Origin of the sequence: Gilliamella sp. Nev5-1, assembly GCF_001690895.1 — a bacterium.
GTDB classification, from domain to species: Bacteria; Pseudomonadota; Gammaproteobacteria; order Enterobacterales; family Orbaceae; genus Gilliamella; species Gilliamella apicola_C.
The window spans coordinates 71,211-94,009 of sequence record NZ_LZHO01000089.1 but is presented as its reverse complement, the minus strand read 5'-3'; the positions used below and the strand labels follow the sequence as shown (position 1 = coordinate 94,009).

At 34.9% G+C, this 22,799-nt stretch carries 21 protein-coding genes, 1 tRNA gene and 1 pseudogene; 13 read left to right on the top strand and 10 right to left on the bottom strand.

The annotated features are described in order from the left end of the window. Positions 1 to 11 precede the first annotated feature (11 nt). The 4 genes from A9G41_RS12820 to A9G41_RS12805 form a co-directional block, all read right to left on the bottom strand. Complete coding sequence (locus tag A9G41_RS12820; protein ID WP_065581927.1) at positions 12 to 1,514, bottom strand: glucan biosynthesis protein G; 1,503 nt, start codon at positions 1,512 to 1,514, stop codon at positions 12 to 14. Positions 1,515 to 1,588: 74 nt separating this feature from the next. Next, a complete protein-coding gene (locus A9G41_RS12815) occupies positions 1,589 to 2,251 on the bottom strand; it encodes a hypothetical protein (protein WP_065581928.1) in 663 nt (220 codons plus the stop codon). Positions 2,252 to 2,474: 223 nt separating this feature from the next. After that, positions 2,475 to 2,714, bottom strand: coding sequence for a YecH family metal-binding protein (locus A9G41_RS12810; RefSeq protein WP_065581929.1), 240 nt, complete (start codon positions 2,712 to 2,714; stop codon positions 2,475 to 2,477). Positions 2,715 to 2,916: 202 nt separating this feature from the next. Further along, positions 2,917 to 4,860 (bottom strand): exoribonuclease II, encoded by a 1,944-nt coding sequence (locus A9G41_RS12805; RefSeq protein WP_065581930.1) that lies wholly within the window; start codon positions 4,858 to 4,860, stop codon positions 2,917 to 2,919. Between the two features lie 136 nt (positions 4,861 to 4,996). Here A9G41_RS12805 and A9G41_RS12800 point away from each other — a divergent pair, with 136 nt between their 5' ends. Further along, on the top strand, positions 4,997 to 5,746 hold the full coding sequence (locus tag A9G41_RS12800) for an alpha/beta fold hydrolase (protein WP_065581931.1): 750 nt from the start codon (positions 4,997 to 4,999) through the stop codon (positions 5,744 to 5,746). Positions 5,747 to 5,767: 21 nt separating this feature from the next. On the opposite strand, the gene A9G41_RS12795 is transcribed toward A9G41_RS12800, so the two are convergent. Genes A9G41_RS12795 through A9G41_RS12780 form a run of 4 tightly spaced genes read right to left on the bottom strand, consistent with a single transcriptional unit; the run spans position 5,768 to position 7,541 of the window. Then, on the bottom strand, positions 5,768 to 6,097 hold the full coding sequence (locus tag A9G41_RS12795) for a prepilin-type N-terminal cleavage/methylation domain-containing protein (protein WP_065581932.1): 330 nt from the start codon (positions 6,095 to 6,097) through the stop codon (positions 5,768 to 5,770). Next, the gene (locus tag A9G41_RS12790; protein WP_065581933.1) at positions 6,090 to 6,524 is read right to left on the bottom strand and encodes a DUF2509 family protein; all 435 of its coding nucleotides are present in this window, start codon (positions 6,522 to 6,524) and stop codon (positions 6,090 to 6,092) included. The genes A9G41_RS12795 and A9G41_RS12790 overlap by 8 nt, the downstream gene beginning before the upstream one ends. Further along, a complete protein-coding gene (locus A9G41_RS12785) occupies positions 6,508 to 7,071 on the bottom strand; it encodes a prepilin peptidase-dependent protein (RefSeq protein WP_065581934.1) in 564 nt (187 codons plus the stop codon). Before A9G41_RS12785 ends, A9G41_RS12790 begins: the two co-directional genes overlap by 17 nt. After that, entirely contained in the window at positions 7,065 to 7,541 is a 477-nt protein-coding gene (locus A9G41_RS12780) for a prepilin-type N-terminal cleavage/methylation domain-containing protein (RefSeq protein WP_065581935.1), read from the bottom strand. The genes A9G41_RS12785 and A9G41_RS12780 overlap by 7 nt, the downstream gene beginning before the upstream one ends. A gap of 335 nt (positions 7,542 to 7,876) precedes the next feature. On the opposite strand from A9G41_RS12780, the gene dapD reads away from it, so the two are divergent. The 5 genes and pseudogenes from dapD to yqfB all read left to right on the top strand — a co-directional run bounded on the left by dapD (position 7,877) and on the right by yqfB (position 13,096). Continuing rightward, a complete protein-coding gene (gene dapD, locus A9G41_RS12775; protein WP_065581936.1) occupies positions 7,877 to 8,701 on the top strand; it encodes a 2,3,4,5-tetrahydropyridine-2,6-dicarboxylate N-succinyltransferase in 825 nt (274 codons plus the stop codon). A 103-nt stretch (positions 8,702 to 8,804) separates the two neighbouring features. Continuing rightward, positions 8,805 to 9,296 (top strand): YajQ family cyclic di-GMP-binding protein, encoded by a 492-nt coding sequence (locus tag A9G41_RS12770; protein ID WP_065581937.1) that lies wholly within the window; start codon positions 8,805 to 8,807, stop codon positions 9,294 to 9,296. 236 nt (positions 9,297 to 9,532) lie between these two features. Then, positions 9,533 to 11,806, top strand: coding sequence for a beta-glucosidase BglX (gene bglX / locus A9G41_RS12765; protein WP_081302139.1), 2,274 nt, complete (start codon positions 9,533 to 9,535; stop codon positions 11,804 to 11,806). A 62-nt stretch (positions 11,807 to 11,868) separates the two neighbouring features. Next, positions 11,869 to 12,051 (top strand): annotated as a pseudogene (locus A9G41_RS15160) (hypothetical protein); the annotation flags it as partial. A 736-nt stretch (positions 12,052 to 12,787) separates the two neighbouring features. Beyond that, complete coding sequence (gene yqfB / locus A9G41_RS12760; RefSeq protein WP_065581938.1) at positions 12,788 to 13,096, top strand: N(4)-acetylcytidine aminohydrolase; 309 nt, start codon at positions 12,788 to 12,790, stop codon at positions 13,094 to 13,096. A 58-nt stretch (positions 13,097 to 13,154) separates the two neighbouring features. On the opposite strand, the gene A9G41_RS12755 is transcribed toward yqfB, so the two are convergent. After that, positions 13,155 to 13,622, bottom strand: a complete 468-nt coding sequence (locus A9G41_RS12755) for an NfeD family protein (protein ID WP_218057933.1) — start codon at positions 13,620 to 13,622, stop codon at positions 13,155 to 13,157. 105 nt (positions 13,623 to 13,727) lie between these two features. Further along, the gene (locus A9G41_RS12750) at positions 13,728 to 14,636 is read right to left on the bottom strand and encodes an SPFH domain-containing protein (RefSeq protein ID WP_065581939.1); all 909 of its coding nucleotides are present in this window, start codon (positions 14,634 to 14,636) and stop codon (positions 13,728 to 13,730) included. Positions 14,637 to 15,248: 612 nt separating this feature from the next. Here A9G41_RS12750 and A9G41_RS12740 point away from each other — a divergent pair. The 7 genes from A9G41_RS12740 to rimP all read left to right on the top strand — a co-directional run bounded on the left by A9G41_RS12740 (position 15,249) and on the right by rimP (position 22,799). Continuing rightward, a complete protein-coding gene (locus tag A9G41_RS12740) occupies positions 15,249 to 16,811 on the top strand; it encodes an anthranilate synthase component 1 (protein ID WP_065581941.1) in 1,563 nt (520 codons plus the stop codon). After that, complete coding sequence (trpD, locus tag A9G41_RS12735) at positions 16,811 to 18,442, top strand: bifunctional anthranilate synthase glutamate amidotransferase component TrpG/anthranilate phosphoribosyltransferase TrpD (protein ID WP_065581942.1); 1,632 nt, start codon at positions 16,811 to 16,813, stop codon at positions 18,440 to 18,442. Before A9G41_RS12740 ends, trpD begins: the two co-directional genes overlap by 1 nt. A gap of 15 nt (positions 18,443 to 18,457) precedes the next feature. Continuing rightward, positions 18,458 to 19,873, top strand: a complete 1,416-nt coding sequence (gene trpCF / locus A9G41_RS12730) for a bifunctional indole-3-glycerol-phosphate synthase TrpC/phosphoribosylanthranilate isomerase TrpF (RefSeq protein WP_065581943.1) — start codon at positions 18,458 to 18,460, stop codon at positions 19,871 to 19,873. After that, positions 19,866 to 21,059, top strand: coding sequence for a tryptophan synthase subunit beta (gene trpB / locus A9G41_RS12725; RefSeq protein WP_065581944.1), 1,194 nt, complete (start codon positions 19,866 to 19,868; stop codon positions 21,057 to 21,059). Before trpCF ends, trpB begins: the two co-directional genes overlap by 8 nt. Continuing rightward, positions 21,056 to 21,868 carry a tryptophan synthase subunit alpha gene (trpA, locus tag A9G41_RS12720; RefSeq protein ID WP_065581945.1) on the top strand — a complete coding sequence of 271 codons (813 nt, stop codon included), beginning with the start codon at positions 21,056 to 21,058 and terminating at the stop codon, positions 21,866 to 21,868. The genes trpB and trpA overlap by 4 nt, the downstream gene beginning before the upstream one ends. Before the next feature lie 201 nt (positions 21,869 to 22,069). After that, positions 22,070 to 22,146: transfer RNA gene (locus A9G41_RS12715), tRNA-Met, on the top strand. Between the two features lie 191 nt (positions 22,147 to 22,337). After that, entirely contained in the window at positions 22,338 to 22,799 is a 462-nt protein-coding gene (rimP, locus tag A9G41_RS12710; protein WP_065581946.1) for a ribosome maturation factor RimP, read from the top strand.

The following is a 22,799-nucleotide window of genomic DNA, read 5'->3' as shown; positions in this document are numbered from 1 at the left end:
TATTATAATAATTATTGTGCGGGGTATTGCCCACTCCACGTTTCAGAAATCACTTCATTGGTTGCTTGCGAAGCAAGTTGTATACGAATATCTGTTGCTTTTTTATTATCTTCAACGTTGAATCGAACAATGACTCTCCAACCTTTAATTATTGGATTGTATTGCACGTCACAACTTACAATAGCACCATTATTAATGCTTGAAATCACTTTAACTGGATCTTTTTCTGATAATTCAGGGCCTGCGAAATCAATTACGTATGCATTAGAGCCATCAAGTTTACGAATTAAATTAGCTTGTTTTATATCGCCTAGCGATAAGCGTGTACTAATTGCTTGTGCAACATTATTGGGATAACGCTGTTTTTCGTTTAAGGTATAATGTAATCGATATTTAGTATCAAGCACATCACCAGCTTGGTATTGTTTTTCTGGCACCCAAAATGCAACGATATTGTCGTTAGTCTCATCAGCTGTTGGGATTTCAACTAATTCAACACGGCCTTTTTGCCAGTTGTTTAGTATTTCTACCCAAACACTTGGTCGTTGTTCATAGTGATCATCAAGATCTTGATAATCATCAAAACCTTTATCACGCTGAATTAACCCAAATGCTTTCGGGTTTTCTAAACTATAAGATGAAAACGATAAACGTTTAGGGTTATTTAATGGACGCCATATCCACTCATTATTGCTAGCTAAGATCGAAAGGCCATTAGAATCATGCATTGCAGGGCGGTAATTTAGCAATGGTGATGGATAATTAGGGCCAAATAAGAACATGCTAGTCAATGGTGCAATACCTAATTTTTTTACTGAATTGCGGAAAAATACTCTTGCTTGTACGGTGATCGTCGTATCAATACTTGGTACAAGCGTAATTTTATAAGCACCAGTTACACTAGGCGAATCGAGTAATGCATAGATAACCAAGTGTTTTTGATTAGGTTCAGGCCTTTCAATCCAATATTCTTTAAAACGCGGAAACTCCTCCCCAGACATTTCACCTGTGTCAATGGCAAGGCCTCTAGCTGAAAGACCATAATGTTGATCTTTTCCTACGGCACGAAAATAGCTGCCACCAAGAGCCGAAAAAATTTCATCATCAGTTTTTGTTGGATTATTAATCGGATAATGGACTTTAAAACCAGCAAACCCAAGATTTTTACTGCTTAGTTTATCGAGATTGATTGGGCTTAAATCAAAATAATTTGGATCATATTCGATTGGGTTAACTTTATTATCGACAATTTCATTGATTTTTATTGGAACATCAAAGTACATCCCTTCATGATAAAACTCAAGTTTGAAACGATTTTTTCGATCGCCCCAATAGGCTTTTTGATGATTGAATAGGATTTTTTGATAATCAGCAAATTGTAAAGATGCTAATTCATTTGGAATATTTTTAGATGGTTGAACATAAGCCTTTTTGGATAGTTTTTCTGCTTTTTCAGCTACATCATCAAATGAGAAAGCCCACGAAGAAAAACTAATGCAAGAAACGCAAGCCATGCAAAGCACCTTGCTAATTAGCTTTTTACTAAAAGGGGTATTGGGTAATAAGTTGTACATACAGACTCGCATTATTATCTAAAAATATTGAAGTAATTGATAATATTTTTTTTTGGATCACTCAAGCATTTTTCAACATAATCTACTTTGATCTCTTGAAGAATGCTAGGATTTTCATCGATCAGGAAGTAAGAATAGTTATCTTTGGCAATCTTTGTTTGTAAGGATAAGATATCTTGTTCAGACATTTTGAATTGTGGCTGAAAGTATTGCTTTATTTTAGTGGTATCTTTGGTATAAATTGCAGTAACAAAATCAGCCGAATACTGGCAATAATTTTTAATATTGTTTTCGGTTGCTTTTATTTTGCTTAATTCAATATTATGTTCAGCTTGATTTTCTTCAACTACTTTTTTAAGTTGCATATCATATTTTAACTTATAATTTTCGTTCAGATAAAAACTTAATACACAAGATGATGGGGTATTGTCACTTTTACAATTTAAGATGCCACGTTTAATAACATAGTTGTCGAAATTTTTATCGCCAATAATTTGCAGCAATTGAGTTTTAGCATCAACGACATAGGGGTCATTAGCTTCTGTTTGCTGTTTTAATAAAGATAGTTGCTCTGTCTTTGAAATTGCCTCGCTATTTTTTGTAGGCAAATTTTTTTTTGCACAGCCTGCGGCAAGAATAGAAATAATGGTGCATATAAGGATTTTACTTACTTTCATTTATCAAATTCCATGAGCATATTTTTAGTTATTTCGGTTAATTTCAATTCGGTTAATTTCAAAGGGAGTAACAGTATTACTCATTTAGTTGCATTTTTATAACAAAAATCACTTATAACAATTATTAATATAGCCAGAAATTATATACTCTTATTTTTTTAAATAATACCAGTAGATTAAATTAAATTTATAAAAAGCCTACATTAGATATAATTACTTCTTCCTAATATTTGCATATTTTTTTATTATCGACGGTAAATTCAGATTTATGAGCAACAGAAGGCTTAAATTTACCCTTTGCTTTTAGAAAAGCAATAAGTTGCTCGGCATTCATATTAGATTTAGAGCAGGTGTGAAATACGGCGTTTTCACCAAACTTATTTTTGATAGCACTAAATAAGGAAGATTCTGTGTAATTGTTTCCTTCCATCATATGCAATACTTCATGCCCGTGAATTGACATTAAAACCTCCTCTGCAAATTGTTGTTTATTTAATGTATAATATTCGCCATTTAGAATGGCGAAAGATAGCAAATATTATGAGTAAAAAAAAGTGGTTAGATATTAAAAATATTGTCAATTTTATTTATTGCTTCCCCCTGATTTATATCAGGAGGTAACTAATACAAATGAGGCAAAATATTCAATCGAGAATAATCTTATTTTACTCTTTATTATTAGCTAATTTTACAATAATTGATTGATTTTCGCTTTTAACTTGGTGAATTACAACTGAGATAATATCAGCAAGTTTGTAGCCAACTTTATTTTCGATTTTGATTATTCCTTCATCGGGTAGGGCAGTGATTTCTTCCTTGACTGAATGAATCATTGAAAGCGGTACAAATGCAAAAGCGCCTATATCACATAAACGAACTCGAGCTCCACCACGATTGATATCAATAATTTCAGCTGTGTAACTTTCGCCAATTTTATCTGATAAGTATTGAGCATAAAGGTTTTCAGCCATATCACGCTCAGCAAAGCGTAACATCTTTCGCCTTTCATTCATGGTTTTTAGTTGTTCTTTATCTGGTGGAATTAGTTCTTGTAAGCGAATATATGCTTTGATTAGCCGATGGTTGATCATGTCGCCATATTTACGTATTGGGGATGTCCATGTTGCATAAGCATCGAATCCTAAACCAAAATGAGGCTTTGGCTCAATTGAAAAATCTGCAGGGCTTTGAAACTTGCGAAGCCTTGTGGCTAAAAATGGGATGTTGTCGATCATCCGACGCAACTTTACGTAGCCATCAAAAGATAATAGAGATTCTTTATCAAATTCAGTAATCCCATTATCGTTGAGAAAATTTAGCACTTGTTCGATATATTTATTATCAAAACCCGAATGAATATTAAAAACTCCAAAGCCAATTTTATTTTGTAATTGTAATGTTAAAGCTTGATTTGCTAGAATCATGACTTCCTCAACGATATGATTGGCAATTCGACGAGTTTCTTTAATGATTGATTTAACTTGGCGGTTTTCATTTAGAGCAAAACGATAATCGCCATTATCTTTAAAAACGAGTGCATGAGTTTGCCGCCATACTGTGCGAATATTAGCTAAGTCAGCTAACCAGCTAAGTTGTTTTTTAATATTAGGGTTATTATTTGCTAATTCACTACTATTTTCTAGAAAATCGGAAACATTACGATAAGTTAGTTTAGCTTTTGACTCAACCCAAGCCGGCATAAAGGTGATGTCATCGGTAATAATATCGCCTGCTTGGTCAATATTTATTTTGCATATCATAGCAGGTCGTTTTTGATTCGCTTTTAATGAACATAGCTCATTAGCAAGCTCTTTGGGTAGCATGGGAATATTAAAATCTGGCAAATAAGTTGTAAAATTCCTGATCTTGGCAATATTATCCAATTCGCTATCTTGTAATATATAAGCGGTGGGGTCAGCAATAGCAACCATAAGTTGATAATGGTCATGTTCATTTTTAGAAACCGTAATTGCATCATCCATATCTTCGGTATCTTCGCTATCAATAGTGAAAAAATTAACATCAGTTAAATCTTGGCGATTATTAAGCTCTGCATCGTTAATTCCTAATACTTCGGTGTGTGGCGGGATCGTTTCTAAATCATAACGAGCTAATGTTTTTAGCCAAAGTTGGTAAGGAGAATTACTGTCAGCAACAAAACGAGTAATTTCAGCAAAAAAATGGTTACTTTTTTCTTGTAACGGGTGAGAAGTGAGCATTGCAACAACCCAATCATTTTCTTTTAGCTTTTCGCTAACTTGATTGTGTACTTTACAACGAATGGCAAAATTAGCGGGCATATTTTCAGGATAAATAACCATTGCACGATCTTGAAAACCTATTTTGCCAATAAATTTTTGTAATGCACTCTCGATTAGACATTCAGGTTCAAAAGTTTCTTTACCGTTATTACTGATTACAGCCCCAGAAACCTTATCGCCATTACAAACCTTTTTCATTTTAGCAACAGGGATGAAATAGCTTTTTTTATTATCTACATCTAAAAAACCAAATCCTTTTTCATGTGCTCGAACAATGCCTTCAACGCGTGGGGTTTGTTCATGAAGCTCTTGCTTTAATTGTGCCAGTAGAGGGTTATTTTGAAACATATGCCTTAACACTATTTAAAAAATTTGGGTTAAATTCTATCATAGTTATGCAAGTTTTGGTTATTGAATTAATCGGTAATAGCGCTGAAAATAGACGTATAATAATGCCACTTAAAATAATGGATTAAATTAGTCTATGAAATTAAATTACAAATTACAGGGTGATGGGCAGCCGATAGTGCTTTTGCATGGCGTTTTTGGCAGTTTAGATAATTTGAATATGCTAGCAAAAGATTTTGTGCAACATTATCAAACAATTCAAGTTGATTTACGTAATCATGGAAATTCACCTTGGTCTGATCAGATAAGTTATCAAGTTATGGCTGAAGATGTTGCCGAGCTTTGTCATGATTTACGCTTAAATGATGTGATATTAATTGGTCACTCTATGGGCGGCAAAGTTGCTTTGCAACTGTCACAAGTGATATCAGATACTATCCAAAAAATTGTTGCAATTGATATTGCGCCGATAAAGTATCACCGCTCAGCTAATGCTACTATTTTAAGAGTATTAGTTTATTGTCTCAAAAATCATATTACCGATAAAAAACAGATCATGAATTTAATGGAACAAGCAGGTATTAACATGCCAACCATACTTTTTTTATTAAAATCTTTTAAAAATGAAAAATGGTCATTTAATATTCAAGCAATTAATGATCAGTATGGTCATATTTGTGATTGGCAAACAATACCACCTTGGTTAAAACCCACTCTATTTATTCGTGGTGGCAATTCTTCTTACATTATTGATGAATTTTACCCAGCCATTTTTTCGCAATTTCCAGATTCAAAAATTGAGTTGATTGAAGGTGCAGGTCACAATGTTCATGCTGAAAAAACACAGCAAGTACTGAAAATTTTACATAGCTGGTTAGGGAATTAAATGGCATGAAGCCTATAAATATTAAGGTGAATTACAAAAAAGGCGTTGCTGTTGGATGGTTTGCTTATTGGATGTTTTAATCGTTATAAAAACCATTTTACATTGAGCATTATATATTTGAGTGTTGATGTTATATTGCCAACCAGAAGGGATTATTTGGCTGATAGTATAAGGATAGCTATCAAGTAGCTGAAAAGCAATTTTATTAGCACGTAAGTTGTTGGCAAAATAGCGATGTTTGTTGAACAATGTTTGTTGATAATTGATAAAACCAAGCATGATCATTGAAAATAGTAATATTGCTATCATTACTTCAATTAGACTAAAGCCAGTTATATTTTTATTATTCACAATAAATAGCCTTTTTTTCTGGGCAATAATCGAGCCAATGTCCTTTTTCCACAATCAATCGATTATTGTCAAAATGTGCAAGTGTATACAAAAAAAAGTCATCGGCCTCGCCTCTTATTAATACGTAATCATCTATTTTTAATAAAGATTGTTTTATGCATGCTTTTAAGTGATAAGTTGGTTCAGTCATACATTGCCAATTGGCTTTAGGTGGTTGCCAATTTTGGCTTATTGCCCAAGTTAAAGATGAACTGGAATGATTAAATTTTTGATAGTATTTAATTTCTATCAAGATTGTTTTTTGCCATGAGGTTATAAGTAAATTAAAACCAATTAATCCCCCCAATCCCACAGTCATTAACATCATCATCATTAAAATAGTGCTAAATCCAGATGATGGAGAATTTTTTCTAAAATAGGTTTTCATTTTTGATAATTTCAGTTACATAGTATTTAATCTGTTTGTTTTTTCTTAATTCAGCATTGATTGATAAACTAATAGCATTTGGTAATTGCCTTATTGCAAAGTGGGTTATTTTGATTTCATTTGAATCGAATAAGTTTTCCCATTTACTTCCAAAACAATCTAACGATCCTGTTCTATAGGCTATGTTGTTTTCTTTATAGCGATAAGTAAAGACATCTGACTTTGTTGGGTTGGCTCTGTTCCAAACCCAAGAATTTCGAATTTCGCTATCATATCGAAGGATAATACATTTTGCCCGTTCCTTAATTTCAATAGCTTTATCTGTCATTTTTTTTGGATCATTAGCAATAAAACCAGCTCTTTTTATATCTTTTTTCAAACCAGCTAACCCAAAATCGATGGCTTGTTGTAAGCGAATTTTTTGATAATATTGCATGATGTTTGTTTGCAATTTGATGTAAAAAGCAGTCATGCCAATAACTATTAAACTTGATAGTACCAAACCAATGAGCATTTCTAGCAAGGAATATCCAGATACTTTTAACATGGTGGTAAACTAGCTATATAACAGTTTTCCGCACAAAATCGAATGCGCCCAAGCAAAGAAACAAAAATTCTACTGGTACCTATTTTATTTTTTAATTGAAAAGACATGGTTTGTGCCATGTTGCGACGCCCTAGAATAAAAGCACTTTTATTGTTTGATAGCTCACTAATTTGAACAGAATTATTGGGCTTGACAAAATAAAGTATGCCTTCACTGCATGTAGGTGGTTTGTCAGCCTTGGTAATTGAGATACACCAAGGTGATGAAAATTGATGAATAATATAGTTTTCGTTTTTACTTGATGCTTTTATTTGTGCTTCGTATATAAAATAGGCCAATTGCTTAGTTGTAGATGCTAATTCATTTTGCAGTTGTTGTTCTTTCCAATGCTCAATACCGATAGAGGCTAAAATAGCACTGATACAAACAGTTATTAACAATTCTAATAATGAGAATCCCAAATCATGCATAGTATGTCTTTTGTAAATATTGTGAGAGTTCGAGCATATATTTGAATAAAATAACTAGTTATTTAAAGATCTGAATTTGTGATCCACTATCCAAATAAATTACGATTTTTAATAAAAAAGGTTGAATAAGGTTTTATCAAGAATACTAGCGATATTATTGGCTTTATTTATAGTGGAGTTTTAGTTTTTTACGCAAATGATAATTATAAAAAATGATAGAGAATGTGCTGAATTTAGTGATCTGCTTAAACCACTTAAAAAGCAAAGCGGATTATATTATACTGTTTATCCATTTATTATTTGCTAACGGACTTAAACGTTAAAGGAAACGAGAGATGCAACAATTACAAACTATTATTGAAGCAGCATTTGAACGTCGTGCTGAAGTAACACCATCTAATGTAGATGTAGTAACACGCGATGCAATTAACCAATGTATCCATTTATTAGATAGCGGTAAGATGCGTGTGGCCGAAAAGATTAATGGGGATTGGGTTACTCACCAATGGTTAAAAAAAGCAGTTTTGCTCTCTTTCCGAATCAATGAAAACCAACTGATTGATGGTGGTCCGACTAACTATTATGACAAAGTTCCATTAAAATTTGCTGAGTATGATGAAGCAAGATTCCAACAAGAAGGGTTCCGTGTTGTTCCGTCCGCAATTGCACGTAAAGGGGCATATGTTGCGCGTAATACTGTATTAATGCCTTCTTATGTTAATATCGGCGCATACGTTGATGAAGGTACAATGGTTGATACATGGGTAACTGTTGGCTCATGTGCGCAAATTGGTAAAAATGTTCATTTATCAGGTGGTGTCGGTATTGGTGGTGTTTTAGAGCCGTTACAAGCTAATCCAACGATCATTGAAGATAATTGTTTTATTGGTGCTCGTAGTGAAATCGTGGAAGGCGTGATTGTCGAAGAAGGCAGTGTCATTTCAATGGGTGTATTTATTGGTCAAAGCACTAAAATTTACGATAGAGCAACCGGTGAAGTACATTATGGGCGAGTGCCAGCAGGTTCTGTCGTTGTTTCTGGTAACTTACCAACCAAAGATGGCAAGTATAGCCTTTATTGTGCGGTTATTGTGAAAAAAGTAGATGCTAAAACTTTAGGTAAAGTGGGCATTAATGAGTTACTTCGTACTATTGATTAATTTACGTTTACATGTTGAAGCCGCCTAAATTATTAGGCGACAATGATTTTATTTACAATTAGTGGTTTAATTGAGAATCCTAACCATTGGAAGAGGAGAATTTATGCCTTCTTTTGATATTGTGTCAGAAATCCAAATGCCAGAAGTTAAAAATGGGGTTGAAAATGCGACCCGAGAGCTAACGACCCGTTGGGATTTTAAAAATGTTGAAGCATCGTTTGAATTAAATGAAAAAAGTGAAACGATCAAAGTTACAAGCCAATCAGATTTCCAAGTACAACAATTACTTGATATTTTACGCGACAAATTAGCTAAGCGAGGTATTGATGGTGGATCGCTTGAAATCCCTGAAGAAATGGAGCATAGCGGCAAACTCTATAGTGTTACAGTTAAACTAAAACAGGGTATTGATAAAGAGTTAGCTAAAAAGATTGTAAAAGCAATCAAAGATAGCAAAATTAAAGTACAAGCTCAAGTTCAAGGCGAACAGGTTCGCGTTACTGGTAAATCGCGTGATGATTTACAAGCTACTATAGCGTTAGTTAAAAATGGCGAATTTGGTCAACCGTTTCAGTTTACTAATTTTAGAGACTAACCTTTTATTGAATTCATATTGTCGGCAAATGTCGACAATATTGTCCTTTAAACATTACAATTTATTTTGGTAAAAAATTTCTAGGAAAAGCTATGTTTGGGCATGGAATTATTAGGTAATCACAGAAATGATTTCTTAAACACTAATGTAAGTAGCGTAAAGAGCAAGATTTTTTTTTATGAATACGTTATGCTATCTACTTGTCTACCCTCTTAATTATAACAATATTTATTATGATGAAAAAATTAGCTCTATTTTTACTTTCTCTTATCTTTTCTGGATATCTATCTGCACAAGAGCTCAATAGCGAAGCAAAGAAAGTTTTTATTGATAATTTATTATCAAAAATGACGATTCAAGAGAAAGCAGGCCAATTACGTTTGATTAGTGTTGGGGGCGATTTAACTTTAGATAAAGTGCTTGATAACATTGAAGTGGGTGAAGTTGGTGGTATTTTTAATACCATTGTCGAGCCTGATCTGTCGCAAATGCAAGAACGAGCTTTAAAATCTCCGAATAAAATCCCGCTATTTTTTGGGTTTGATGTCATTCATGGGCACCGAACCATATTCCCTATTAATTTAGGTATTGCATCAAGTTGGGATCGTAGTGTAATAGCTAAAGTGGCAGAAATATCTGCTGAAGAAGCCACGGCCGATGGATTGAACATCACTTGGGCTCCAATGGTTGATATTACTCGCGATCCAAGATGGGGGCGTGTGTCAGAAGGTTTTGGCGAAGATCCTTATTTAACATCCGAAGCGGGGCGTATTTTTGTTGAGAGAATGCAAAAACAGTCGCTTGCTGATAAAAAATCGCTTGCAACGGCTGTAAAACATTTTGCGCTTTATGGTGCAGTTGAAGGTGGGCGTGAATATAACAGCACAGATATGAGTGAACGAAAAATGTTCCAAGAATATCTTGTCCCTTATAAAGCAGCAATTGATGCTGGTAGCCGTGCAGTCATGGTTTCTCTGGTCAGTGTTAATGGTATTCCTGCAACAGCTAACCATTGGTTATTGACCGAAGTGTTGCGCAATCAATGGCATTTTGATGGTGTTGTGGTTAGTGATCATGGCGCTATTCGGGAGCTAATTAACCATGGTGTGGCTAGCGATGCGAAAGATGCGGTTCGCGTTGCGATTAAAGCTGGTATTGATATGAGTATGAATGATGAATATTTCTTACAATTTTTGCCTGAATTAGTGAAAGAAGGGGCTATTACCGAAGATCAATTAAATCAAGCTTGCCGCCGAGTTCTTGAGCTTAAATATGATATGGGGCTATTTAGTGATCCTAATCGCTATTTAGATCCAAAATTAGATATCGAGACAATGTTTTCAAATAACCGCCTACATCGTGAAGAAGCGCGAGATGTGGCTCGTCGTAGCATTGTGCTATTAAAAAATGAGAATAAGATCTTACCGCTAGCCAGAAATAAGAAAATTGCGGTAATAGGTCCATTAGCTAATTCAAAACGAGATATTTTAGGTAGTTGGTCGGGTGCTGGGCGTACTAATTTGGCGGTAACACCATTAGAAGGCATCAAAAACACAGTTAAGAACCCAAAATCAGTTAGCTACGCATTTGGTGCTAATCTTTCTGATGATGTAAATTTATATCGTTTTTTAAATTTATATGGAGAAAACACTAAATTTGATGATAGGCCAGCGGATAAAATCATTGCCGAAGCTGTTAATATAGCGAAGAAATCTGATGTTGTTATTGCCTTTGTTGGCGAAGCCGAAGGCATGGCTCATGAATCATCAAGTCGAACAGATCTATCTTTACAAGCAAGCCAAAAACGATTGCTCAAAGCATTAAAAGAAACTGGAAAACCATTGGTTATTGTATTAATGAATGGCCGCCCATTAACATTAACTGAAGAATATGCTCAAGCTGATGCAATGCTTGAAACTTGGTTTTTAGGAACTGAGGGGGGTAATGCTATTGCTGATGTATTATTTGGTCAGCATAACCCTTCTGGTAAGCTGCCGATGTCTTTTCCTAATAATGTAGGGCAGATACCTGTTTATTACAGCCATTTAAATACTGGCCGTCCACGTGGAACCGAAAATATGGGGAAATATACAACTTCGTATTTTGATAGTCCAAACGAGCCATTATTTCCATTTGGTTTTGGTTTAAGTTATACCGACTTTGCTATGGATTTTTCTTTATCTAGCTCTGAAATGGACAAAGAGGGTGAAATTGTTGTTACAGTCAATGTTGAAAATATTGGGGATAAGGAAGGTATGCAAACAGTTCAACTTTACTTGCAAGATGTTACAGCTTCAGTTAGTCGCCCTGTTAAAGAGTTGATGGGTTTTGAAAATATCACCTTAAAACCACATGAAAAAGGTAAAGTAAAATTTACTATTAAATATGACATGTTAAAATTCTGGAATGACAAAATGCAATACGTTGCAGAGCCAGGTAAATTTAATGTGTTTATTGGTAGTGACTCTACAACACAAGATAAGCAAACTTTCACTTTGCTTGATAAATAAATTTTTAATTTTTCGTCGACATCTGTCGACGTTTTTATTTCTGCGGTCAGTATTGTGTTTGAATTCGATCTTGTCCTACACTTCTTCAACAAATTGTGTTTTTGGTGATTGCTTATTAACTCAGTAAAACACCAATTATTCCCCCTCTTATGCAAGTGACTGTTCATTTGTCTCATAAATTAGTCTGTTACTGCATTTTTTCGTTGTTTGGTATTATGATTAGTAGCTATTTTGGCTTACATATTTAGGAGAAATTACCGTTGAGGTTTGTATACTGCCTACAATTTTGATTGGATTGATTAGCGGATTATTGCATTATTATTTCTGATGAAAAATGGCAAGCTGATTTTATCAATAACCCTAACCTAATATCTGGGTAACTACCATTCCGGCTATCTGGTTGTTAATTTGTACCACTTGGGTACTAGTATTGAGACTATTCAATTAGGATCCTCAACTAAAAGAATTCTTTTATTTAGCGGAGGAATATAATTGCCCGTATTGTAGAAGATAGAAGTTTTACAGTACAACAAATCGATAATATGTATCATATTATTAATCATTATACTCATGCTGGTTTAAGTATTTTATTCTTATTCGTTGTGTACGATATTATCTTCTTTGATGTTAAAACCGTGCTGAAAGTACGCAATAATAAGCAAAGGACTGATAAAAAAATCGCTTATGTACCAATTCCGAAAGGTGCATTAAAATGTCAATGTCACACTAAGTATTGGTAGGATGCTATTCATGATAGCATCCTAGTTTAGCCGCCCTCAAAATAGGACTGCAAAAAATAGAAAATTCTTTATGATAAAACTAAAAATCCCATAAACCTTTTTTAGAATATCTTTTTGTAAAAGATATTCATTAGTTGATACTGTTTTAAATTTGCAAATAATTTATTACATAAAATTCAAATTACACCTAGCGTAAATAAGGAGAGTAACTGTAGAATGGCTAACTACAAGGAGAATTACTATGCAAAATGATATTACTTTTTACCAACGCTTTAAGTCTGATATTTTGGCTGGTTTAAAAATTATTACTATTCGCGATAGGAGTGAATCACACTTTAAAGTTGGTGATGAGTTACGTGTTGGTACTTTTGAAAATAATGAATACTTTTGTAACATAAAAATAATGAGTGTTACACCAATCACTCTTGAACAATTAACTGAAGAACATGCCAAACAAGAGAATATGACATTGAGTGATTTAAAAAAGGTGATTTTAGATATTTACCCAGATGAAAGACATTTTTTTGTAATTCGTTTTTCTCTTTTATGATCATAAAAAAATACGCGTTTGAACGCGTACTTTTATTTTTGATAAAAACAATCTAATGTCATGATCTATTTAACGGTTGCACATATAAAGTTAAACCATCAACAGAAATAACCTCAACATGCTGGCCCGCGTTAAGATCTTGATTACATTTTGCTGGCCAAGTTCCATCTTTGATTTTTACTCTTCCCGAACCATTAACAATAGGGACAGTGACAATAGTTTTTATACCAATTAAATCTTGTTGAGGCTGATTGATTTCACTTTTGCTGGATTTACCTTGTCCATTCCTTCGAAGCCAAAACCACCAAAGATAAGCAGATATCACAGTCAGAATTGCAAATAAGATCCATAAAGTTGACCAAGAAAGTGGTAATGCCCAAGCCATTAAACCAACAATTATGGCTGCACACCCAGCCCAAAGCCCATACCCACTTGTGCCAATTAATTCAGCAATCAGTAAAGTACCACCTAAAGCGATAAACACCCAATGAGGTGAATTATAAAAAACCATAAAAAAATTAGTCATTACGCTACCTTCAAAATCGATTAAGTTAAAAAACTCAAACATATAATCCATGACTTTTATCAAAAAGTTTTAGGAAATATTGTGTTTAAGTATAAAGTTCGATTTCTATTTCGTATTTTTAAGCAATTCAGCAATACCCCCAATACTGCCCATTAAACTTGACGCATCAAGAGGCACCATAATAACTTTACTGTTATCAGCTGAACCAATTTGTTGTAGCGCTTCAGTATATTTTTGTGCAACAAAGTAGTTAATGGCATTTATATTACCTGCTGCAATGGCATCTGATACCATTTGGGTTGCTCTAGCTTCAGCTTCGGCAGCACGTTCACGCGCTTCGGCTTGTAAAAAGGCTGATTGTTTTTCACCTTCAGCTTTTAAAATTTCAGATTGTTTTTCACCTTCTGAGCGTAAAATTGCTGCTTGACGAATACCTTCCGCTTCAAGAATTTCCGCACGTTTATTACGTTCAGCCTTCATTTGTGCGTTCATCGCAGCAATGAGTTCTGCCGGTGGACGAACATCTCGAATTTCGATGCGCGTGATTTTTATTCCCCAAGGACTTGTTGCATCATCAACAATATTTAGTAACTTAGAATTAATGTGATCACGTTGGGATAACATTTCATCTAATTCCATACTACCTAAAACGGTACGAATATTGGTCATCATTAAATTAATCACAGCACGTTCTAATTGATTAACTTGATATGCTGCCCTGGCAGCTTCTTGCACTTGAATAAAACACACGGCATCAATTTGTACATTGGCGTTATCTTTCGATATCACTTCTTGTGATGGAATATCAAGAACTTGTTCCATCATATTAATTTTACGACCAACACCATCCATAAAAGGGATAATGATGTTTAAACCTGGTTCAAGTGTATGTGTATATTTACCAAAACGCTCAATAGTATATTGATAACCTTGGGGAACAATAGTAATGCCTTTCAAAACGGTGATTAAAGCAAGTAAAACAATAACACAGATGGCGATATAAAATACTGGCATAGTTTAATTTCCTTATATTTATAATTAAATATGACTAGTTATTCTAAGCATTATTTTATTATTTGACTAGTTATAATTGATTTTTATAATGAAATTTATGATTGTTCGAATTTGTTAATACCTATAATTCATGCGTTGATAAGTTGCAAAATGTTAAATCTCAAAATTTACCATGGGATAAGCAAAGTAAATTAGAACAAGAAATTAAAAAAAGCTATCCTTGCAGTCAAGTGCGAGACGCTTACGTTAAAAGAGGGATGGGATATTGTCGATTTGATCAAAAAATTGAAGAATAATTGAATCTTTGTTTTTTATCTCGTTTATTAATTAGGAAGTGATAAATTTTTATATGTTATTATTTACTTGACATAGAATCAATGAACTAGTTTAATAGTACAAAATTTACTTTAAACAGATAACATAATGAAACGTCAATATTTCTTTTCTCACCTTTGTCAAGTCGCTAGCTTTGGTTGGTGGTGCATTGCTTTTTGTGGGTAATGTAGTGAAGTATTGTCTTAATTTACAAAACCCGCACTAGGCGGGTTTTTTTGTTTTAAGCAAAGTAAAAATCGGTATGAATTAAAATTAAACATAAATAGAGAGACAACAATGAACAAGCACGTACTAACGCAGATCACCAAAACGATTGATTATTATCAAAATCCCGCCCAAGTGTTTTATCAATTATGTGATAGTAGACCTGCAACATTGTTGCTTGAATCTGCTGAAATAGATAATAAGCAAGGAATTAAAAGTGTCATGATTGTTGATAGTGCCTTACGTATTTCAGCAATTAACAATGAAGTAACTGTTAAGGCTTTGACTAAAAATGGCGAAAAACTATTACCTTTATTACAAAAAAACTTTTTAGATAAGTTAGATAATATCCAACTGAATGAACAAACGCTTAAATTGGTATTTCCTACTATTAATAATATGCAAGATGAAGATTCAAGGTTAAAGTCATTATCCGTCTTTGATGTATTAAGAACCTTATTAACTATTGTAGATAATACCGAACAATATGGGCAAGATGCAATTTTTGTTGGCGGCCTATTTTGTTATGACCTTGTCGCTAGTTTTGAACAGCTTCCTATTTTGCCCTGTGAGCAACGTTGCCAAGATTTCTGTTTTTATTTAGCAGAAACATTATTAGAAATAAATCATCAGGATCATGTGTCAATTTTAAAATCAACAGCCTTTACGTCTGATGCACTAGAAATTGAACGGTTGACATTAAGATTAGCTGACCTACAAGCAACGTTAAATCAACCAATGAAGCCCATTTATACAAAATCGTTTGCTAATATTAATGTGACTTGTAATAAAAGTGATGATGATTTCAACACGATGGTGAAAAAGATGCAAGATGCTATTCAGCAGGGGGAGATCTTTCAAGCTGTACCATCACGGCGTTTTTCACTACCTTGCCCTGAGCCGTTATCTGCTTATCAGGTATTAAAAATCCATAACCCAAGCCCTTACATGTTTTATATGCAAGATCAAGATTTTGTCTTATTTGGCGCATCACCTGAAAGCGCACTTAAATATACTAAAGCAACCAACCAAGTTGAAATCTATCCAATTGCCGGTACTCGTCCACGTGGATTAACCACAAATGGTGAAATTGATTTTGATTTAGATAGTAGGTTAGAACTTGAAATGCGCACCGATAAAAAAGAACTAGCCGAACATTTAATGTTAGTTGATTTAGCGCGCAACGATTTAGCACGTATTTGTAAACCCGGAACCCGTTATACCAAAGATTTGCTAAAAGTGGATCGTTACTCTTTTGTGATGCATTTAGTTTCGCGTGTGGTTGGTCAGTTACGAAGTGATTTAGATGCGCTTCATGCTTATCAAGCCACTATGAATATGGGAACATTAACAGGAGCCCCTAAAGTTCGTGCGATGCAATTAATTGCTGAATCAGAAAAAGTTAAACGTGGTAGCTATGGTGGTGCTGTTGGCTATTTTACCGCAAATGGCGATCTTGATACCTGTATTGTGATTCGTAGTGCCTATGTCGAAGATGGCATAGCGACAGTACAAGCTGGTAGTGGTGTGGTGCTAGATTCTGAACCACAATCAGAATCTGATGAATCACGTAATAAAGCACGTGCAGTTATTCGAGCTATCATGGCAGCACATAATGTAGAAGGTGTATTCTAATGGCTAATATCTTATTTATTGATAATATTGATTCTTTTACTTATAACTTGGTCGATCAATTACGCAATAGTAAGCATTGTGTGACGATTTATCGAAATACTATTCCTGCAAATGTAATTATTGAAAAATTATCACAAATGCAAAACCCTATTTTAATGTTATCACCAGGTCCAGGAGCACCAAGTGATGCTGGATGCATGCCAGAACTGTTAAAACGTTTAAAAGGTAAATTGCCCATTATTGGTATCTGCCTTGGTCATCAAGCTATTGTGGAATCCTATGGGGGATCGATTGTGCCAGCTGGCGATATTTTGCATGGTAAGGCATCTTTAATTGAGCATGATGAGCAAGCAATGTTTACAGGATTACCAAACCCACTACCTGTTGCGCGTTATCACTCTTTAAAAGGAGAAAATATCCCAAAAAATCTGACTATTAATGCGATTTTCAATAATATTGTCATGGCGGTACGTAATGATGAAGATCGGGTTTGTGGTTTTCAGTTTCACCCTGAATCGATTTTAACTATTCAAGGGGGAAAATTACTAGAACAAACTATTGATTGGGCGCTTAATTCATCAGAGAAAAAAGGAAAGTCAAAACAAGAAGCTATAGTCGATAAGCAAGAGTACAACATTCAACCTGTGCTAAATAAATTATATTTAGGGCAATTGCTCACACAAGAAGAAAGTAAAATATTATTCAATTTAGTTATTCAAGGTAAGATAGAACCAACAGTATTAGCTACTGCAATTATTAGTATGAAAGTGCGCGGTGAAACACCTGATGAAATTGCCGGTGCAACGCAGGCCTTGCTTGAAAATGCAGATGCTTTTGACGTGCCAGATTATGATTTTACCGACATTGTTGGCACTGGTGGCGATGGCTCTAATAGTATTAATATCTCAACGGCAAGTGCCTTTGTGGCAGCTGCATTAGGTTATAAAGTGGCTAAGCATGGTAATCGTGGTGTATCAAGCAAATCGGGATCCTCAGATGTGCTTTCCGCTTTGGGTATTAAATTGAATATGTCTGCACAAGCATCTCGGCAGGCATTAGACAATCTTGGCGTATGCTTCTTGTTTGCTCAGCAATATCATTCAGGTTTTCGCCATGCAGCGTTAGTTCGTCAGCAGTTAAAAACACGAACTATTTTTAATGTGTTAGGGCCGTTGATTAACCCATCTCGTCCAAAACGGATTTTATTAGGCGTATATCATCCAGATTTGATTAAACCGATTGCTGAAACATTAAAAATGCTTAACTACAAACATGCTTATGTGGTGCATGGTGCGGGTATGGACGAAGTTGCTATTCATGGTGAAACTCAAGTAGCCGAAGTTAAGGAGGGTCAAATTGACTATTTTACGCTGACTCCAGATGATTTTGGGTTGCCGACATTTACCTTAAAAGATATTGAAGGTGGGACACCTGAACAGAATCGTGATATGTTAATTGCTATTTTACAAGGTCATGGTAAACCCGCACATGAATCAGCAATTGCCGCTAATGTCGCGATGTTAATGAGCTTGTTTGGCGATTCAGATTTAAAACAAAATGCTCAGCGAGCAATCGAAATGATGCATAGTGGTAAAGCTTATTTGCTATTACAACAATTAGCCGCAAGATAACAAATGGAGAATAACATGACAATTGCAGCCTTAGCAAAAGATGTTGAAATGGCAACAGTATTAAAAAAGATCATTAAAGATAAACAGATATGGCTCGTTGAACAACAAGCCATAAGACCACTTGATACATTTAAATCAATGGTAATGCCAAGTGATCGTGATTTTTATCAGGCACTAAATCAACGCAAAAATGTGTTTATTTTAGAGTGTAAAAAAGCATCACCATCAAAGGGATTGATTCGAAATGGTTTTGATCCAGCCCATATCGCTAGAGTGTACAAAAATTATGCTTCGGCAATATCGGTGCTGACTGATGAAAAATATTTCCAAGGTAGTTTTGAATTTTTGCCGTTAGTTCGTAATCAAGTCACACAACCAGTGCTTTGTAAAGACTTTATTATCGACGAATACCAAATCTATTTAGCTCGTTATTATCAAGCCGATGCGATACTATTAATGCTATCTGTATTGACTGATGATGAATATCGGCACTTAAGCCATATTGCTCATCAACTTAACATGGGGATATTAACTGAAGCTAGCACTGAAGATGAAGTCGAGCGAGCTATTCAACTTGGTGCTAAAGTAATCGGCATTAATAATCGTAATTTAAGGGATCTGACGGTTGATCTAAATCGGGTAAAAGTGTTATCTAAATCCATTCCTGATAATCGCATAATTATTAGTGAATCGGGCATTTATACTCACAATCAGGTTAAAGAGCTCAGTACTTACGCTAATGGCTTTTTAATCGGCAGTGCATTGATGTCTGAACCTAATTTAGAACTGGCAATTCGTAAAGTGATGTTGGGTGAAAATAAAGTCTGTGGTTTAACCCGTGTCGAAGATGCTGTAAGTGCTTATCAAGCGGGTGCGGTCTATGGCGGTTTGATTTTTGCTCCAAATTCTGCTCGTTATATACAACCAGTTAAAGCTCGAACAGTGATTGCAGGAGCACCACTTAATTGGGTAGGGGTCTTTCAAAATGAAGAGATCGAAATTGTGTGCCAAATAGCAAAACAACTATCTCTATATGCAGTTCAACTGCATGGCGATGAAGATGACAATTATATACAAAAATTACGTTACCAGTTACCAAAAGATTGCCAAATATGGAAAGCATTGAGTATTGGTGATGTTATGCCCAAATATAGTAATTCATTAGTTTCTCGTTACGTATTTGATAATGGAGCTGGTGGTACGGGCAAACATTTTGATTGGTCTATACTTACTGATCATAATTTAAATAATGTCATCTTAGCTGGTGGCATTAACCCACAAAATATAAAATCAGCTATAGCAACGGGTGTCATTGGTGTTGATCTTAACTCAGGCGTTGAAGTTTTACCCGGAATAAAAGATAAACAAAAAATCCAAGCTGTATTTGAACAAATTAAATTTTTATCTAAAAAAAGGAATAGTTATGTCTAAGTTAAACCCTTACTTTGGCGAATTTGGTGGGCAATATGTTCCCCAAATATTAATGCCAGTGCTTGAACAACTTGAAGATGCTTTTATCTCTGCAATCAACGATCCAAACTTTAAGAAAGAGTTTAACGATTTATTAGTTAACTATGCAGGTAGACCAACAGCATTAACTTTATGTAAAAATCTAACGGCAGGCACCAAAACCAAGCTTTACTTAAAAAGAGAAGATTTAGTGCATGGTGGTGCGCACAAAACTAACCAAGTTTTAGGACAAGCATTGCTTGCTAAAAGAATGGGCAAAACTGAAATTATAGCCGAAACAGGTGCAGGGCAACATGGTGTTGCTTCGGCTTTAGCCTGCGCACTACTTGGCTTAAAATGCCGAATTTATATGGGTGCAAAAGATGTTAAACGCCAAGCACCTAACGTATTTAGAATGCGATTGATGGGCGCAACAGTAATTCCCGTTGAAACAGGATCTGCAACCTTAAAAGATGCCTGTAACGAAGCATTGCGTGATTGGTCTGGAAGTTATGAAAAAGCCCATTATATGCTTGGTACGGCAGCGGGTCCGCATCCTTTCCCAACAATTGTACGTGAATTTCAACAGATGATCAGCCGTGAAGCTAAACAACAAATCCTTGAAAAAGAAGGGCGCCTACCTGATGCAGTAATTGCTTGCGTTGGTGGTGGTTCAAATGCAATTGGTATGTTTGCTAATTTTATTGAAGAAAAAACGGTCAGATTAATTGGTGTTGAACCTGGCGGACATGGTATTGAAAGTGGTGAACATGGTGCTTCGTTAAAACATGGTAAGCTTGGCATCTACTTTGGTATGAAATCACCTATGATGCAGACTGATGAAGGACAGATTGAAGAATCCTACTCAATATCAGCTGGATTAGATTTTCCATCAGTTGGTCCTCAGCATGCTTACTTAGATAGCATTGGTCGAGCAGATTACGTTTCAATTACTGATGATGAAGCATTAGACGCTTTTAAGGCTTTATCACGTAGTGAAGGTATTATCCCAGCATTAGAGTCATCTCATGCTTTGGCCTATGCTATTAAAATGATCAAAGAAAACCCAAACAAAGAACAATTATTGATTGTGAACTTATCAGGCCGTGGCGATAAAGATATCTTTACCGTTTATGACATTTTAAGAGCAAAAGGAGAAGTTGAATGAGCCGTTATCAAAAACTGTTTGCAACATTGACAGCCGAAAAAAGAGGTGCTTTTGTTCCTTTTGTATCTGTTGGTGATCCAACGCCAGAACTGTCTTTTAAAATCATCCAAACCTTGATTGAATCAGGCGCTGATGCTTTAGAATTAGGCATCCCATTTTCAGATCCAATGGCTGATGGGCCAACGATTCAAAATGCCAATATACGTGCATTTAAAAGAGGAATAACCGTTGAAAAGTGTTTTGAGATTTTAGGTAATGTTAGAGCACATTACGCTAATATTCCAATAGGGTTACTTATTTATGCTAATTTAGTTTTCAAAAATGGTATCGACAATTTTTATGCCAAGTGCACCAAAGCGGGAATTGATTCGGTATTGATTGCCGATTTACCTGTTGAATATGCAAAAGAATTTACAGTGGCGGCCGAAAAATACAATATAGCGCCAATTTTTATTTGTCCACCTAATGCTAATGATGAAGTCATTAAAAATATTGCTAAGCATGGTAAAGGTTATACCTATTTAGTCTCACGTGCTGGAGTTACAGGCACGGAAAATCGTGCTAATAAACCCCTTACTCATTTATTACAAAAATTGACGGAGTTTGGTGCTCCTCCTGCTATCCAAGGGTTTGGTATTTCCGAACCAGATCAAGTTAGCGAAGCGATTAAATCAGGTGCGGCAGGAGCCATTAGTGGTTCGGCAACGGTTAAAATTATTGAGAAAAATCTTGATAATCCTGAACAAATGCTTAGCCAGTTAGCGCATTTTGTTCAAACAATGAAAAAGGCAACTAGTCAGTCATTATAGTAATAAGTAATGGTCGCAATAATAGACTTGAAAAAACGGTTATTGCGCCAATATTCATTTCATTGTTATGCTTAAATTTATTGATACCCACATCTAAAGTAACAGGTGATATTGTTTGATAACTTCAAGCATATTTAATAAAATTAATGGGATTTTAAGTTGCATTTTATTCAAAATACGGTATAATTCTCATTCATCTATCGCGGGGTGGAGCAGCTTGGTAGCTCGTCGGGCTCATAACCCGAAGGTCGTTGGTTCAAATCCAGCCCCCGCAACCACTTGAATTTTCATTCATAAACCATCTATTCTGTTATTGTTTGGAAGTTAAAATAAAGTGGCTTCATTAATAGTTAGTTTTTAAATGTAAGCCTCGCATGTCGAGGTTTTTTTGCGTGTTGAGATTTAAGCGTAAGTTTAAAAAGAATGTTGGGCTTCATGCCCTTTTTTATTTTCTGCAGTGGAGGTTTGTTTGGCTAATATAGAACAGCAATTGACCGATATCATTCAAGAACCTGTGAATGCACTAGGCTTTGAATTAGTTGGTGTTGAATACATTCGTGGCCGTTATCCTGTGTTACGTGTTTATATTGATAATGAAAATGGTATAACTGTTGATAATTGTGCTGATGTTAGCCGACAAATTAGCTCAGTGCTTGATGTCGAAGACCCTATCAAGGATGCTTATAATCTTGAAGTTTCATCGCCTGGTATGGATAGGCCTTTGTTTACGATAGAACACTATCAACGTTTTGTTGGTGAAGAAGTCGCAATTAGTTTACGTATTGCTGTTGCTAACCAGCGTAAGTGGAAAGGACGTATTAAGTCTATTGATAATGAGATGATTACATTAACTGTGGATGATAATGATGAAGTGTTTGCTTTTAGTAACATTCAAAAAGCGAATATAGTACCTAATTTTAACCTTAAATAG